This is a genomic window from Dermatobacter hominis, from assembly GCF_020715685.1.
Lineage (GTDB): Bacteria > Actinomycetota > Acidimicrobiia > Acidimicrobiales > Microtrichaceae > Dermatobacter > Dermatobacter hominis.
Genome location: NZ_CP085840.1, coordinates 748346 through 763319 on the forward strand (window position 1 = coordinate 748346; position 14974 = coordinate 763319).

Genomic DNA, 14974 nt, shown 5'->3' on the forward strand with positions numbered 1-14974 from the left:
CCTCCTCGGTCTCCCACCCCGATCATCGGACCGGGCGATGGCGAGGGGCAGGGCCGAAGGTCCCGACCTCGGCCGCCGCGGATCAGACGACGGCGATCGCGTCGATCTCGACGAGGCAGCCCGCGTTCAGGCCCGACACGACGTGGACGCTGATCGCCGGCGGCGGGTCCGACGGGTCCCACACCCGCTGGAAGGCGGCGACGCCCTCGTCGAAGGAGTGGCCCTCGGCGACCGCGATCGTCCAGGACACGATGTCGCCGAGGCCGGCGCCCTCGCTCTCGAGGATCGTCCGCAGGTTGCGGAAGGCCTGCTCCGACTGCTCGCCGACCGACGGGCCCACGAGCTTGCCGTCGGCGTCGACCCCGTTCTGGCCGCCGATGTAGATCGTCTTCGACGGCTGCTCCACGACCACGGCCTGGCTGAACGCCGGGCTGCGGTGGAGCCCCTCGGGGTTGATGTGTCGCGTGCCCATGGTCGCCTCCTCGTGCCGGCCGCTCCGGCGGTCGACACCACTTATAGTGGTGTCATGCACGGCGACGCAACGGGACGGGTGCTCACCGATCCCCGGACCGGCGTGTCCTTCCCCTTCGATGCGGGGGCGCACTGCCTCGACTTCGCCCACTCCGGCGGCGAGGGGCCCTACGCGGTGTTCGAGTCGCTGCACCGGCCGGAGGACCTGGCCGACTGGCTCGCCCGTCCCCCGCTCGGCGCAGGGCTGACGGAGCCTCCGACGGCCCGCGACCTGGTCGAGGCCAAGCGGCTGCGCCAGGCGATCTGGACCGCGGCCCACGCCGCCGCCGACCGACGGCCGCTCGACCCCGCCGATGTCGACACCATCAACCGCGCCGCGGCGTGGCCGACCCCGGTGCCCGAGCTGGTCGACGGGGGCGCCGCATCGGCCTGGGCCGCGCCGGTGCGGGCGCGGCAGGTCCTGTCGCTCCTGGCGAGGGAGGCGGTGGCGCTGCTGTCGGGACCGTCGGCGGGCCGCATCCGCGAGTGCGCCAGCGACGACTGCCCGCTCGTGTTCGTCGACACCTCTCGCCCCGGGGCCCGGCGGTGGTGCGCGATGGAGCGCTGCGGGAACCGCCACAAGCAGCGGGCGCGGCGGGCGCGCCGCGCCGACCCCTGAAGCACGGCTCGGACGAGGCGCCCTGAACCCGGTCGAGGCTCCTGGTGGCCGTGGCGATCGTCGGCCTCACGGCCGGACGATCGCCGGCCTCACGGCCGGGTCGACCCGCTGACCCCCGACCGCAGCGCGGCCGAGGCGCAGCGCTGGGGCGGGACGCAGGTGAACCAGCAGCCGACGTCGGCCATGCCGTTCCAGCTGCAACGGGCCGCGACCGCGAGCCAGTGCCGGACGTGGGCCAGCCGCACGCGCCGGCGCCACCCGGGATCGTCGGTCAGCGGGCGCACCAGGTCGTCGAAGTGCACGTCGACGGCCCCCGTGCCGTTCGTCGGCGCCGACGTGTCGTCCTCACCCTTGCGTGGCTCCATCCCCCGTCCCCTCGCTCGGAGTGCGTCTCCCGCGAGGCTACGACGTGCTGAGACGGATGTCACGCCTTGATGAGGGGTCGCTCACTCCCGCCGGTCGTCCCGCCCCTGCGGGTCCGCTCCGGTCACCTCGTCGACCAGTCCCCAGCCCTGCGCCGTCGCCGCCCCGATGCGCTCGCCGGTGAGGGCCAGCCGGCAGGTCCGGTGCCGGCCGACGCGGCGCGTGATCGACACCGTGCCGCCCGCGCCCGGGATGAGGCCCATCGACAGCTCCGGGAGCCCGATCGCCACGTCGGGGGCAGCCCGAACCGTGCCGGCGAACGCCGCCAGCTCGATCCCCGAGCCGACGCACGCACCGTGCAGTCGCACCTCGACCCGGTCGCGCACCGCGTGCAGGGCACGGCCCAGGCTCCGCTCCTGCCGGACGAGGTGGGCGACCGCCGGATCGGGGGCGGTGCCGAACTCGTCGAGGTCGCCGCCGCTGCAGAACGACGGGCCGGCGCCGTCGAGCACGACCCGGCGGATCGACGGGTCGAGCGCCACGAGCGCCAGCTGCTCGGCCAACGCGTCGCGCATGCCGGCGTCGAGCGCGTTGCGCCGGTCCGGCCGGTGCAGCGTCAACCGCAGCACGTCGCCGTCCCGCCGCACGAGCACCGGGTCGGCGGTGGCGGGCACCGGTTCGGCCGGGCGCGCGGCGCGCCACCGCCGGAACTCGCCGCCGGCCTGCAGCGCGCCGTAGCACGCGGACTCGGCCAGGAGCCCGGCGTCGACGGTGAGGCCGTCGGACACTCGGAGCAGCCCCACCAGCGTCAGCGCCGCGACCGGGTGGCGCCCGACGACGGCGGCGACCTGCTCCACCGCGCCGGCGTCGTCGAGCACCGCGTCGCAGCACGCGGGCGCGGCGGCGGGATCGGACGACCGCCCCACCACCACCGCCGGTAGCGACGGCGGGAGGACGACGTCGAGGTCGGTCGGTTCCGCTGCGTCGAGGTCGACCACGAGCAGGCCGGCGCCATCGGCGTCCCACGGCGGCGTCGTCGCGGCATCGGCGACCAGCCGACGCAGCTCGTCGGCTCCGACCTCGACCGCTCGCACGGCAACAATGGTCCCACGATGGCGTCCACCACGGCACCCGAGGAGCGCGACCTCGACGCGCGCCGCCGCTGGGCCGGTGCCGGGCTCGCCGAGCTGACCGGCGCCCCCGACGGACCGGCGCTCGGGCCGCCGGCCGGTCTCGTGCCCCGGCTCGACGTCGTCATCGGACGCATCGGCCGCGCGAGCGAGGCCCTCGGCCGCGTGGTCGAGGTCGACGGGCTCGCAGAGCTCGCGATGCGGACCGGTGAGCTGCAGCTGCGGCGGCGGGGGCGGGTCAGCTGCGGCGGCGCGTGCCACCTCGTGCGAGCGGTCGACGGATGGCTCGCCGTGTCGCTGGCGCGCCCGGACGACTGGTCGCTCCTGCCGGCGTGGCTGGGGCTCGACGGCGGCGAGGCGGACCGCTGGCCCGAGGTGCACGAGCGCTGCGCCGGGCGCTCGGTCGGCGAGCTCGTCGCCGCCGGGTCCGTCCTCGGGCTGCCGCTGGCGGCCCTGCCCGCCGCAGCGCCGCCTCCGACGCGGGTGCCCGGTGCCGATCCGGTGGCCGCGACCGGCGCCGCCCGGACGGCGCCGAGCGCCCGCCGCGCCGACGACCTCGTCGTGGTCGACCTCAGCAGCATGTGGGCGGGGCCGCTGTGCGGGGCCGTCCTGGCCCGGGCGGGCGCACGCGTGCTCAAGGTCGAGTCCGCCGGTCGGCGCGACGGCGCCCGCCGTGGGCCGGTGGGCGTGTGGGATCACCTGAACGGGGCCAAGGAGGACGTCGTCGTCGACGTGTCGGACGCGGTCGGGCGCGACGAGCTGATCGCCGTCCTCCGCCGCGCCGACGTGGTGGTCGAGGCGTCCCGGCCGCGGGCCCTCGCCCAGCTCGGCATCGACGTGGACCGCATCCTGGCGGCCGACGGCGGTCCCGCCGTGTGGGTGTCGATCACCGGTCACGGCCGCCGGGGCCGCGCCGCGGAGCGGGTCGCCTTCGGCGACGACGCCGCGGTGGGCGGCGGCCTGGTCGCCCGATGGGAGGGCGACCCGGTGTTCTGCGCCGACGCCGTCGCCGACCCGCTGACGGGGCTCGTCGCCGCGGCCGGGGCGCTCGAGGCCCTCGCCGCCGGGCGGCGGGGGCTCCTCGACGTGCCGATGGTGGCGGTCGCCGCGCACTTCGCCGCCTATGGGCCGACGGGCGGGCCACCGGCGCCGGAGCCGGTGACGTGACCGACGGCGCGCCGACCGTGCTGTTCCGGGACGTCGAGGTCGAGGGCCGTCGGGCCGACGTGGCCGTCCGCGGCGGCACCGTCGCCGACGTCGCCCCCTCGCTGCGGCCCGGTCCCACGGACGAGGTGGTCGAGGGCCGCGGCGGCGCGCTCCTCCCCGGACTGCACGACCACCACATCCACCTCGCGGCCCTCGCCGCAGCGATGGCCTCGGTCGACGTGGGACCGCCGTCGGTCGTCACGGCGGAGCAGTTCGCCGATGCGCTGGCGGCGGCCGACCGTCGCCTGCCGCCCGGCGAGTGGATCCGTGCGGTCGGCTACCACGAGTCGGTGGCCGGCCCGCTCGACCGTCGGGTGCTCGACCACCTCGTGCGGGACCGGCCGGTGCGGGTCCAGGACCGCACCGGCGTGCGCTGGACGCTCAACACCGCCGCCCTCGAGCGGGTCGGCGCCCACGCCGCGCCGCACCCGGGTGTGGCGCGCGACGCCGACGGCTACCCGACCGGCGTCGTCGACCGCGCCGACGACTGGCTCGGTCGGGCGATCGGCGGCGGCTTCCCCGACCTGACCGCCGTCGGCCGTCGCCTCGCGGAGCTCGGCGTCACCGGCGTCACCGACTGCACGCCCTACGGCGACCCGACCGGACCGGGCGCGCTGGCCGAGGCCGTCGCGACCGGGCAGCTGCCGCAGGCCGTCCACCTGACCGGGGGCGTCGAGCTCGCCGACCTGCCGGCCCCGGCACCCCTGGAGGCCGGTCCGGTCAAGGTGGTGCTCGACGAGCACGACCTCGGCGACCTCGACGCCGTCGTCGGTGCGTTCGCGTCGGCCCACGCCGCAGGGCGGCCGGTCGCCGTCCACGTCGTCACCGCGACGACGCTCGCCGTCGCGCTCGCCGCCTGGGACGTCGCCGGCACGCTCCCCGGCGACCGCGTGGAGCACGGGTCGGTGATCACGCCCGCCGCGGCGGCGCGCGTCGCGGCGCTCGGCGTCACGGTCGTGACCCAGCCGGCGTTCGTGGCCGAGCGCGGCGACCGCTACGTCCGCGACGTCGACCCCGACGACGTGCCCCACCTGTACCGGTGCGCGTCGCTGCAGCGCCTCGGCGTGCCGGTCGCCGGCAGCAGCGACGCCCCGTACACCGATCCCGACCCGTGGCGGGCGGTCCAGGCGGCCGTCGACCGCCAGACCCGCGACGGCCACGTGCTGGGCCCCGACGAGCGCCTGGCGCCCGACCGGGCGCTCGCGCTGTTCACCGGCCACCCCGACGATCCGGGACGGCGACCGCGCCGGGTCGTCGCCGGCGCGCCGGCGGACCTGTGCCTGCTGCACCGCCCGCTGCGCGGCGCCGCCGGGGTGCCGACGGCCGCCGACGTCCGTGCGACCTACCGATCGGGGACGCCGATCTGACCGCCGATCTGACCGTCGCCCGTCGCGAGCAGCCGCCGCCGGTCAGTCGCCGCGCTGCAGCAGCAGCACGCCCGAGGGGGTGCCGCCGCCGGTCGTCACGACCGCGGTCCGGGCACCGGCCACCTGCCGGTCCCCGGCGTCGTGGCGGAGCTGCAGCACCGCCTCGTGGAGGAAGCCGAACCCGTGCGTCCGGCCCTCCGACAGCTGGCCGCCGTGCGGGTTGACCGGTAGCGGCCCGTCGAGCGCGATCGTCCGCCCCTCGTCGATCCAGTCCTGCGCCTCCCCGAGGCCGCAGAACCCCAGTCCCTCGAGCCACGACACGGCGTTGAAGGTGAAGCCGTCGTAGACGAGCGCCACGTCGACGTCCTGCGGGCCGAGGTCGGTCCGGGTCCACAGGTGGCGGGCCTGGCCGAGCACCTGCGGCTCGTGGGTCAGCGTGTCCTGGTCCCAGGAGACCCGCTCGAGGATCTGGGTGCCGACGGCCTCGACCCGGATCGCCCGGTTCGGCAGGTCGGCGGCGACCGAGGCGTCCGACACGACCACGGCGACGGCCCCGTCGCAGGGCACGTCGCAGTCGTAGAGGCCGAACGGCGACGTGATGGGTCGGGCGTCGAAGTAGTCGTCCATCGTCATCGGCTCGCGGTAGATGGCGTACGGGTTGCGCGCCGCGTTCGTGCGGGCGTTGACCGCGATCCGCCCCAACAGCGACCGGTCGGCCCCGTAGCGGTGCAGGTACTGGTTCGCGTTCACGCCGATCCAGTGCGCGGCGGACATGGCCCCGTAGGGGGCGCGCCACTGCATCCACCCGCCGAGCCCGCCACCGGGTGGGGCGAGCCGGAGCGTCGCGAAGGTCGACTCCCAGACGGTGCGGAAGCAGAGGACGTGACGGCACATCCCGCTGGCCACCGCCATCATCGCCGTGATCACGGCGCCGCCGGGGCCGGGGATGTCGCCCCCGCCGTTGATCCAGGTCGGGTGGATGCGGAGGGCCTCCTCGACCGCGGTCACGCCGCCCTCGCTCATCCCCATGCCCGCCATGCCGGGGTAGGTCGACAGGCCGTCGATGTCGTCGAGGGTGAGGCCGGCGTCGGCCACCGCCGCCAGGCATGCGTCGACCGCCAGCGAGAGCGGGTCGCGCATCAGGCGGCGGCCGATGTCGGAGCGGCCGATCCCCGACAGCACCGCCCGGTGCTCGAACCGGTCGTCGGTGAGCGGGTGTCGGGGCTCGGGCCGCGCCGGCTCCGGCACGGGGTTCGGGAGCGTGCGGCCGGTCGGTTCGAACAGCGGGACGAAGACGTCCCCGTGCTGCTCGAAGACCACGCGGACCTCGGCGCCGATGCCGACCTCGCCCGACTCGACCTGCTCCGGCCCGACCCCGACCAGGTTCGTCGTCAGCCGGACGGTCGGGTCCTCCTCGAGCGCCACGACCGCGATCACGTAGGGCGGCGCGAACCCGGGGAGCCAGTGGTGTCGGTTGACCGTGAAGCCGGCCACGGTGGCGCGGCCCGACACCGGCACCGGTCCGTGGGACCGGCTCCGGCACGCCGGGCACACGGGCACCGGCGGGTGCACGAGCGCGCCGCAGTCCTGGCAGCCCTGGATGCGCAGCGTGCCGTCGACGCCGCCGGTCCAGAACCACTCGTTCGCCGGCGTCAGCTCGGGCAGCGGCCGGTTCGGCACGGCCGGGGCCTCGGTCGCGGCCGCCCCCCGGGCGTCGTCCGCCACCGGCGCTAGCTCCGGCCCATCAGCAGCTTGGCCAGCATGGTGGCGCCGGGGAACGACTCGGTGATGCCCGAGCTCATGTAGCCGGCGTCGGTGATCATCGTGATGCCGTTGATGGCGACGGCGGCGTCGCTGCACAGGAACACGAGCGGGTAGGCCTGCTCCTGCGGCGTCGAGGCCTCGATGGCCAGCGCCTCCCGGTAGTCGGCGCCGAAGGCGAGCCAGGTGTCCTCGTTGGCGAGGGCGAGCGGGGTCTCGGTCGGCCCGGGGCAGATCGCGTTGATGCGAATGCCCTTCTGGAGCATGGGGAAGGCCTGGCTCGCCACGTACGCGCAGACGACCTGCTTGGTGTGGTAATAGTCCGCCTTCTCGTTCTCGTGGAACCAGGCGGCGCCGCTGTCGAAGTCGGTGGTCTCGAGCGCCCCCTTGATGGCCTCCATGTTCGCCTCCCAGCCCAGGCCGGCGGCCGAGGAGATGAAGGCGATCGAGCCGCCGGCGCCGAGGTGCCCGAGCTCGATCATGCGGTCGATCAGGTGCCGGTGGCCGACGAAGTTGATCCGCTCGATGCCGGGCGTGCCGTCGGCGACGCCGGCGCACGCCATGATGGCGTCGACCGGTCCGCCGCACTCCTCGATGGCGGCGTCGATCGAGGCCTGCTCGGCGAGGTTGACGTGGATGGCCTTGACGCCGTCGAGCGCGACGTCTGCGTAGTCCATCACCACGACATCCGCGCCGGCGTCGAGCACGAGCGCGGCCGCGGCCGCTCCCATGCCGGTGGCGCCGCCCACCACCAGCACGCGCTTCCCGTCGAAGCGGAACGCATCGAAGATCGACATCGGAACTCCTCCTGTCGGGTCGTGGACCCTGTCTGTCGTGGAACGGTGTGTGTCGTGACCTGTCGTGATCGGATGTCTGTCGTGACCGGATGTCTGTGATCGTCGCCGTCGGCCGTCGAGGGCGGGTCAGAGGACCCGTCGCTCGTCGATCCCGGTCCGCTCCATCGAGCGCACCATGCCGTCGAGGGCGAACGACGCGAGCAGCGCCCCGTCCTCGTCGTGCACCCGGCACTCGGAGCGCGTCATGCCGTCCCCGGCGAACGTGGAGCGGTGGTGGTAGAGCATCCAGCGATCGGCCCGGACGTCCGCGTGGAGCGCCAGGCTGATGGCGTTGACGGCGGTCGACAGCGAGCGGTGGGCCTGGTCCTGGCCGAGCCCCCCGTGGGGCCGGAGCGCCGCGGCGATCGACATGTGGCCGGTGAACTGGGCCAGCAGCGCCGCCTGCAGGGACGGGTCCTCGGGCACCTCGTCGAAGCGGACCCACACGTCGAGCTCGGGGGGACCAGGCGGTGCGTCGGGGTCGCCGGTGTAGGCGCCGTCGACGATGCGGACCTCGCGTCCGGTCACCCCCATGTCGTAGGGCTCGCTGTCGCCCGGACCGGCGACGTCGGGGGCGGGCTCGTGGTGGCGGATCAGGTCGGGAGCCCCGACGTCGAGCAGGACGTCGCCGCCGGCGCAGCGGCGGTCGCCCTGGCGCACGTCGATCCGCAGCGCGGTGAACGTGCGGCCGTTCGACAGCTCGTCGAGCTCGAACGTCAGCGGCACGGCGCCGTCGGCCACCCGGACGAAGGCCATCCACGCCGACACGGGCCGGCGGCCCGGGGCGTGGCGGCCGGCGGCGAGGAGCGCCTGGCCGAGCATCTGGCTGCCCTCCACCACGCTGCGGCCGCCGCCGCCGTGCGGCACGCCGAGGTAGCGGCCGGGACCGTCGGGCCGCACGTCGAGGACGCGCACGAGGTCCGCGCTGTCCCCCCAGACGCCCGCCCCCTCGGTCTCCATGACCTGCACCCCCCGGTCGATGAGCGATCGCTCACTTCCGAACCTACACCAGCGCCCAGGGCGCACCGGCCGAGCCGGCGCGCTCAGGCGAACTCGGCGGCCAGCTCCTCGCGCAGCGCCCGCCGGAGCAGCTTGCCGGTCTCGTTGTACGGGAGCTCCTCGAGCACGGCGATGCGCTCGGGGGTCCTCGTCGAGCGCAGCCGGCCGCGCACCAGGTCCTGGAGCTCCGCCTCGTCGACGTGACGGCCCGGCACCGTGACCACGGCCGCGACGACGCGCTCGCCCCACTCCGTGTCGGGGATCCCGACGACCGCCGCCTCCTCGACCGCCTCGTGGTCGAGCAGCACGGCCTCGATCTCGCCGGGCGACAGGTTCTCGCCGCCGCGGACGATCACGTCGTCGAGCCGGCCGTGGACGAACAGGTAGCCCTCGTCGTCGAGGTGGACCGAGTCGCGGGTGCGGAACCAGCCCTCGTCGTCGCCGCCGGCCGCGCCCCGGTACTCCCCGGAGACCTGCTCCCCGCGCACCCACAGCTCGCCGACGGTCCCCGGCGGCACCTCCCGACCGAGCTCGTCGCGGACGGTCACCTCGAGCGTCGGCAGCGGCCGTCCGACCGACCCGAGCCGGGCTCGCACCGCCGGGTCGTCGGACGACATGGCCTCACGGTGGTCGTCCGGTCCGAGCAGCGCGATCGTGCTCGACGTCTCGGTCAGCCCGTACGCGTTCACGAAGCCCGTGTCGGGCAGGAGCGCCATGGCCCGCTCGATGACGGGCAGCGGCATCGGGCCGCCGCCGTAGGAGAGGGTCCGCAGCGCCGGCAGCCCCCCGCCGTCGGCCGCCACCACGTCGAGGATGCGGTTGAGCATCGTCGGCACGACCATGGCGTGCGTGATGCCCTCCTCGCGCGCCGTGCGGACCCACTCGGCCGGGTCGAAGGACTCCAGGTACACCACGCGCCGCCCGCCGTAGAGCGACGACAGCGACGCCGAGATGCCGGCGATGTGGTACGGCGGCACGCTCACGAGCGCGGCCTCGTCGGGCTCGGCGCCGCCGAGCTCGACGGTGGTGACGATGTAGGACCCGAGGTGCAGGTGGCGGAGGACGGCGGCCTTCGGCTCCCCGGTGGTGCCGCTCGTGTAGAGGAGGACCGCCACCGCGTCGGGGTCGGGGATGGCGTCGACCGCAGCGATCGACTCGTCGGCCGACAGGTCCAGCAGCTCCTGGCGCGTGAGCAGCTCGACCCCGTCGACGTCGCCGAGGCGCTCGGCCACGCCGTCGCCCACCACGACGACCGCCGGCGCGATCCGCTCGACGAGGCGGCGGAGCTGGTCGTCGGTGAGCCGGTAGTTGATCGGCACGAACGGCCGGCCCGCCACCGCGGCGCCGAAGAGCGTGAGCGGCACCGCCGAGGAGTTGAGGTCGATCAGCCCGACGTGCTCGATCGGCCGCTCGGCGAGGGCCGCGCCGACGCGCCGGGCCCGCGTCGCGAGGTCCTGCACGGTCAGCCCGTCGGACATCGGTCCGACGGCGATCCGGTCGCCGTGGACGTCGGCGGCCATCGAGAGGATCAGGTCGAGGTGCACGGCTCAGTCCGACGACGGGAGCGGCTTGGCGCCCTTGATCTCCAGGTCGGTCTCGCCCACGGACAGCGAGCCGTCGCCCGCCTTCGAGCAGAGGAGCTCGAGCTCGCCGCCGTCGGTGTAGCGCTTGCCGATCAGCGACCCGCCGGCGTGCTCCGGCGAGAGGGCGGCACCGGCCGGCGCCTCGTCGTCGGCGCCGAGCACCGCAGCGCCGCCGCAGCGGAGGTCCACCTCGCCCGACGGCGCCTTCACCACGACCACCTCGGTGCTGCACACCGCGGAGCGGAACCGGTCACCCGGTCGAAGCTCGATCCCCACTGGTCCCCCTGTTCACTCGGTCGGTTCGCTCTGGTCCGGCGCTCGGATCGACGCCGCCGGGAGGCCGGTCCCCGCCGCCGGCCCGCACGGTGCACGACTCTGGCACGAACCCGCAGGGCCGACCACCGGGTCCCCCACCTGGTGGGACGGCCCGCGGCATCGATTGAAGTGAGCGCTCGCTCACACATATCCTGCCTCGCGGGGGCACGTCCGGGGGGCCGGCTGCCGCTCGTCCGCAGGAGGTGCGCCATGGCCATGCGAGGGATGCCGGTCTTCGACGCCGACAACCACCTGTACGAGACGCAGGACGCGTTCACCCGGTTCCTCCCCGACCGCTACCGGCGCGCCATCGACTACGTGGAGGTCCGGGGCCGGACCAAGATCGTCGTCCGGGGCCAGATCAGCGACTACATCCCGAACCCGACGTTCGACGTGGTGGCCCGGCCCGGCGCCCAGGAGGACTACTACCGGCGCGGCAACCCCGAGGGCCGCAGCACGCGCGAAATCTTCGGCGAGCCGATGCGGTCGATCCCCGCGTTCCGCGAGCCGGGGCCCCGGCTCGAGCTCATGGACGAGCAGGGCCTCGACCGCACGCTGATGTTCCCGACGCTCGCCAGCCTCCTCGAGGAGCGGATGCGCGACGACCCCGAGCTCACCCACGCCGCGGTCCACGCCCTCAACCGGTGGCTGTACGAGACGTGGCGGTTCGACTACGAGGGCCGGATCTTCACCACGCCGGTCATCACGCTGCCGATCGTCGAGCGGGCGATCGAGGAGCTGGAGTGGGTCGTCGAGCGCGGCGCCCGCGCCGTCCTCATCCGGCCCGCACCCGTCCCCGGCTACGAGGGGCCGCGCTCCTTCGCGCTCCCCGAGTTCGACCCGTTCTGGGAGCGGGTGGTCGCCTCGGGCGTGCTGGTGGCGTTCCACTCCTCCGACAGCGGGTACGCGCGGTTCACCGGCGAGTGGTCCGGCGGGCGCGGCGAGATGCTGCCGTTCCGCCACGACGCGTTCCGGATGATGTCGTCCTGGCGACCGGTCGAGGACGCCGCCGCGTCGCTCCTCTGCCACGGGCTGCTGTCGCGGTTCCCCGGGCTGGACGTCGCGTTCATCGAGAACGGGAGCACGTGGGTCGCGCCGCTGCTCGGGAACCTCGCCAGCGTCTACAAGAAGATGCCGCAGGAGTTCGCCGAGGACCCGGTCGAGGTCTTCAAGCGCCAGGTCCACATCAGCCCGTTCTGGGAGGAGGACCTGGGCGCGCTCGCGGACCTCATCGGCCCGACGCAGGTGCTGTTCGGCTCCGACTACCCGCACCCCGAGGGCCTCGCCGACCCGACGTCCTACATCGACGAGATGGCCCACGTGCCCGAGGAGACCGTCCGCCTCGTCATGGGCGGCAACCTTGCACGGCTCATGCGGGTCGACGCCCCGGTGGGCGTCGCCTAGGCCGACACCGCGGACCGCCGCACCAGCCAGCCACACCGAACGAGCCAGCCACACCCGACGAGCCAGCCACACCCGACGAGCCAGCCACACCCGACGAGCCAGCCACACCGAACGAGCCAGCCACACCGAACGAGACACAGGGGGACAGATGACGGAGCTGCCGACCATCCGGCCGGAGTCGAGGATGCTGATCGACGGGAAGCTGGTGGAGTCGTCCACCGGCGAGACCTTCGACGTGATCAACCCGACGAACCAGCAGCTGGTGGGTCGGGTCGCCGACGCGACCGCCGACGACATGGCGACGGCGATCGCGGCGGCCCGCCGGGCCTTCGACGAGACGTCGTGGTCGACCGACCGCGAGCTGCGCAAGCGCTGCCTCCAGCAGCTGCAGGACGCGCTCGACGCCGAGGTCGAGGAGATGCGCGAGCAGCTGATCCAGGAGGCCGGGGCCCCGCGCATGCTCACCGGCAGCGCCCAGCTCGAGACGCCGCTGCAGGACGGCTTGCGCCACCCGATCAAGCTCATCGACGACTTCGAGTGGGAGCGCGACCTCGGCGAGGCGATCAACATCCAGGGCAACCTCGACCACCGGAAGTACGTCCACATGGCGGCCGGCGTCGTCGGGGCGATCACGCCGTGGAACTTCCCGTTCGAGGTGACGATCAACAAGCTGGGCCAGGCGCTGGCCACCGGCAACACGATGGTGCTGAAGCCGGCCCCCGACACCCCGCTGAACGCGACGCTGATCGGCCGGCTCGTCGCGGAGCGCACCGACATCCCGCCGGGCGTGCTCAACATCGTGACGTCGTCGGACCACCTCCGCGGCGAGGACCTGACGCTCTCGCCGCAGGTCGACCTCATCTCGTTCACCGGGTCCACCGCCGTCGGGCAGCGGATCATGGAGAAGGGCGCCGCCACCCTGAAGCGGCTGTTCCTCGAGCTCGGGGGCAAGTCCGCCACGGTCGTGCTGGACGACGCCGACCTCGTCGCGGCGTCGTTCATGGGACTGGCCGTGTGCACGCACGGCGGCCAGGGCTGCGCGATCCCGACCCGGATGCTGCTCCCCCGCTCCCGCTACGACGAGGGCATCGAGCTGCTCGTCGCCATGATGGAGAACGTGCCCTACGGCGATCCGCAGCGCCCCGACGTGCTCCAGGGCCCGCAGGTCTCCGAGAAGCAGCGCCAGCGGGTGCTCGGCTACATCGAGAAGGGCCAGGAGGAGGGCGCCCGGCTCGTGCTCGGCGGTGGTGTGCCCGAGGGCGAGGAGTTCGACCGCGGCTTCTTCGTGGAGCCCACGCTCTTCGCCGACGTCGACAACTCGATGACGATCGCCCAGGAGGAGATCTTCGGCCCCGTGCTCGTGGTCATCCCGTTCGACGACGACGACGACGCCGTCCGCATCGCCAACGAGAGCCGCTATGGCCTCGGCGGCGGCGTGATGGCCGGGTCCAACGAACGGGCCATGGCCGTCGCCGACCGCATCCGCACCGGGATGCTGAGCATCAACGGCGGCGCCCCGTACGGCGCCGACCTGCCCTTCGGCGGCTTCAAGTACTCGGGGGTCGGCCGCCAGAACGGCACCGCCGGGTTCGAGCAGTACCTCGAGCTGAAGTCCTACGCCTGGCCGGCGGGCTCATGAGTCCGACCGCCGCACCCGAGCTCTACTACGACCCGTTCGACTTCGAGATCGACGACGACCCGTACCCGGTCTGGAAGCGCCTCCGCGACGAGGCGCCCCTCTACTACAACGAGAAGTACGACTTCTGGGCCCTGAGCCGGTTCCACGACGTCGAGGAGGGGCTCAAGGACTGGCGGCGCTTCAGCTCCGCCAAGGGCACGCTGCTCGAGCTCATCAAGGCCGACATCGAGCTGCCGCCCGGCACGTTCATCTTCGAGGACCCGCCCGCGCACGACCTGCACCGCGGCCTGCTGTCGCGGGTCTTCACGCCCCGGCGCATGGCCGCGATCGAGCCCGACATCCGGGCGTTCTGCGCCCGCAGCCTCGATCCGTTCACGGGCTCGGGCGGCTTCGACGTGATCGCGGACCTCGGCGCCCAGGTGCCGATGCGCACGATCGGCATGCTGCTCGGCATCCCCGAGTCGGACCAGGAGGCGCTGCGCGACGAGATCGACGGCGGGCTGAAGCTCGACGGCGGCGAGATGCCCTCGATGGCCGACGGGCTCGACGTGGCGGGCCAGACCGAGCTGTTCGCCGACTACATCGACTTCCGGTACGCCCACCCTGCCGACGACGTGATGACCGACCTCATCACCGCCGAGTACACCGACGAGGACGGCCAGCAGCGCCGGCTGACCAAGGAGGAGGCGCTCGGCTACATCAACCTCGTGGCCGCCGCCGGCAACGAGACCACCAACCGCCTCATCGGGTGGACCACGCGGCTCCTCGCGCTGCACCCCGACCAGCGCCGGCTCGTCCGCGACGACCGCTCGCTGATCAACCCGACGATCGAGGAGGTGCTGCGGTACGAGTCGCCCTCACCGGTGCAGGCCCGGTACGTCACCGAGGACGTCGAGCTGCACGGCACGGTCGTCGCCGAGGGCTCGGCGCTGCTGCTGCTCAACGGCTCGGGCAACCGCGACGAGCGCGCGTTCGAGGACCCGGACCGGTTCGACGTGCGACGCGACATCGCCCACCACCTGGCCTTCGGCTACGGCATCCACTTCTGCCTGGGCGCGGCGCTCGCCCGCATCGAGGGGCGGGTCGTGCTCGACGAGATGCTCGACCGGTTCCCGGAGTGGGACCTCGACGAGGAGCGTGCCGTGCGCGGCCGGACGTCGACCGTGCGCGGCTGGGAGACGATGCCGATCCTGATCTGAGCCGGGCCGGCCCCGACGACGGGGCCGTCCGCGCCAGGTGCCG

At 74.2% G+C, this 14974-nt stretch carries 14 protein-coding genes; 6 read left to right on the forward strand and 8 right to left on the reverse strand.

Annotation, left to right across the window (positions count from 1 at the left end):
* Positions 1-82 precede the first annotated feature (82 nt).
* A complete protein-coding gene (locus LH044_RS03535; RefSeq protein WP_227758423.1) occupies positions 83-472 on the reverse strand; it encodes a RidA family protein in 390 nt (129 codons plus the stop codon).
* A gap of 54 nt (positions 473-526) precedes the next feature.
* Here LH044_RS03535 and LH044_RS03540 point away from each other — a divergent pair, with 54 nt between their 5' ends.
* Positions 527-1129, forward strand: a complete 603-nt coding sequence (locus tag LH044_RS03540; protein WP_227758424.1) for a CGNR zinc finger domain-containing protein — start codon at positions 527-529, stop codon at positions 1127-1129.
* A gap of 89 nt (positions 1130-1218) precedes the next feature.
* Here the strand turns inward: LH044_RS03540 and LH044_RS03545 are convergent, their stop codons facing one another.
* Positions 1219-1494: a hypothetical protein gene (locus tag LH044_RS03545; protein WP_227758425.1), complete on the reverse strand. Its 276-nt coding sequence runs from the start codon at positions 1492-1494 to the stop codon at positions 1219-1221.
* A gap of 81 nt (positions 1495-1575) precedes the next feature.
* Positions 1576-2586, reverse strand: coding sequence for an enoyl-CoA hydratase/isomerase family protein (locus tag LH044_RS03550; RefSeq protein ID WP_227758426.1), 1011 nt, complete (start codon positions 2584-2586; stop codon positions 1576-1578).
* Positions 2587-2604: 18 nt separating this feature from the next.
* Between LH044_RS03550 and LH044_RS03555 the strand changes: the two genes are divergently transcribed.
* Complete coding sequence (locus LH044_RS03555) at positions 2605-3789, forward strand: CoA transferase (protein WP_227758427.1); 1185 nt, start codon at positions 2605-2607, stop codon at positions 3787-3789.
* Positions 3786-5195 carry an amidohydrolase family protein gene (locus LH044_RS03560; RefSeq protein ID WP_227758428.1) on the forward strand — a complete coding sequence of 470 codons (1410 nt, stop codon included), beginning with the start codon at positions 3786-3788 and terminating at the stop codon, positions 5193-5195. The genes LH044_RS03555 and LH044_RS03560 overlap by 4 nt, the downstream gene beginning before the upstream one ends.
* 42 nt (positions 5196-5237) lie before the next feature.
* Here LH044_RS03560 and LH044_RS03565 read toward each other — a convergent pair whose 3' ends face one another.
* The 5 genes from LH044_RS03565 to LH044_RS03585 form a co-directional block, all read right to left on the reverse strand.
* On the reverse strand, positions 5238-6920 hold the full coding sequence (locus LH044_RS03565) for a thiolase C-terminal domain-containing protein (protein ID WP_227758429.1): 1683 nt from the start codon (positions 6918-6920) through the stop codon (positions 5238-5240).
* A gap of 5 nt (positions 6921-6925) precedes the next feature.
* Entirely contained in the window at positions 6926-7753 is an 828-nt protein-coding gene (locus LH044_RS03570) for an SDR family oxidoreductase (protein ID WP_227758430.1), read from the reverse strand.
* 126 nt (positions 7754-7879) lie between these two features.
* A complete protein-coding gene (locus LH044_RS03575; RefSeq protein ID WP_227758431.1) occupies positions 7880-8752 on the reverse strand; it encodes an acyl-CoA thioesterase in 873 nt (290 codons plus the stop codon).
* An 83-nt stretch (positions 8753-8835) separates the two neighbouring features.
* A complete protein-coding gene (locus LH044_RS03580) occupies positions 8836-10335 on the reverse strand; it encodes a class I adenylate-forming enzyme family protein (protein ID WP_227758432.1) in 1500 nt (499 codons plus the stop codon).
* Between the two features lie 3 nt (positions 10336-10338).
* On the reverse strand, positions 10339-10650 hold the full coding sequence (locus LH044_RS03585; RefSeq protein WP_227758433.1) for a hypothetical protein: 312 nt from the start codon (positions 10648-10650) through the stop codon (positions 10339-10341).
* 249 nt (positions 10651-10899) lie between these two features.
* Between LH044_RS03585 and LH044_RS03590 the strand changes: the two genes are divergently transcribed.
* From LH044_RS03590 to LH044_RS03600, 3 genes are all read left to right on the forward strand, one after another.
* A complete protein-coding gene (locus LH044_RS03590; protein ID WP_227758434.1) occupies positions 10900-12093 on the forward strand; it encodes an amidohydrolase family protein in 1194 nt (397 codons plus the stop codon).
* Between the two features lie 148 nt (positions 12094-12241).
* Entirely contained in the window at positions 12242-13732 is a 1491-nt protein-coding gene (locus LH044_RS03595) for an aldehyde dehydrogenase family protein (protein ID WP_227758435.1), read from the forward strand.
* The gene (locus LH044_RS03600) at positions 13729-14931 is read left to right on the forward strand and encodes a cytochrome P450 (protein ID WP_227758436.1); all 1203 of its coding nucleotides are present in this window, start codon (positions 13729-13731) and stop codon (positions 14929-14931) included. Before LH044_RS03595 ends, LH044_RS03600 begins: the two co-directional genes overlap by 4 nt.
* Positions 14932-14974 lie beyond the last annotated feature (43 nt).

Coding starts and splice junctions, on each gene's coding strand:
- LH044_RS03590 (WP_227758434.1), top strand. CDS start 10,900: ATGGCCATGCGAGGGATGCCGGTCTTCGACGCCGACAACCACCTGTAC.
- LH044_RS03535 (WP_227758423.1), bottom strand. CDS start 472: ATGGGCACGCGACACATCAACCCCGAGGGGCTCCACCGCAGCCCGGCG.
- LH044_RS03545 (WP_227758425.1), bottom strand. CDS start 1,494: ATGGAGCCACGCAAGGGTGAGGACGACACGTCGGCGCCGACGAACGGC.
- LH044_RS03570 (WP_227758430.1), bottom strand. CDS start 7,753: ATGTCGATCTTCGATGCGTTCCGCTTCGACGGGAAGCGCGTGCTGGTG.
- LH044_RS03600 (WP_227758436.1), top strand. CDS start 13,729: ATGAGTCCGACCGCCGCACCCGAGCTCTACTACGACCCGTTCGACTTC.
- LH044_RS03575 (WP_227758431.1), bottom strand. CDS start 8,752: ATGGAGACCGAGGGGGCGGGCGTCTGGGGGGACAGCGCGGACCTCGTG.
- LH044_RS03595 (WP_227758435.1), top strand. CDS start 12,242: ATGACGGAGCTGCCGACCATCCGGCCGGAGTCGAGGATGCTGATCGAC.
- LH044_RS03540 (WP_227758424.1), top strand. CDS start 527: ATGCACGGCGACGCAACGGGACGGGTGCTCACCGATCCCCGGACCGGC.
- LH044_RS03555 (WP_227758427.1), top strand. CDS start 2,605: ATGGCGTCCACCACGGCACCCGAGGAGCGCGACCTCGACGCGCGCCGC.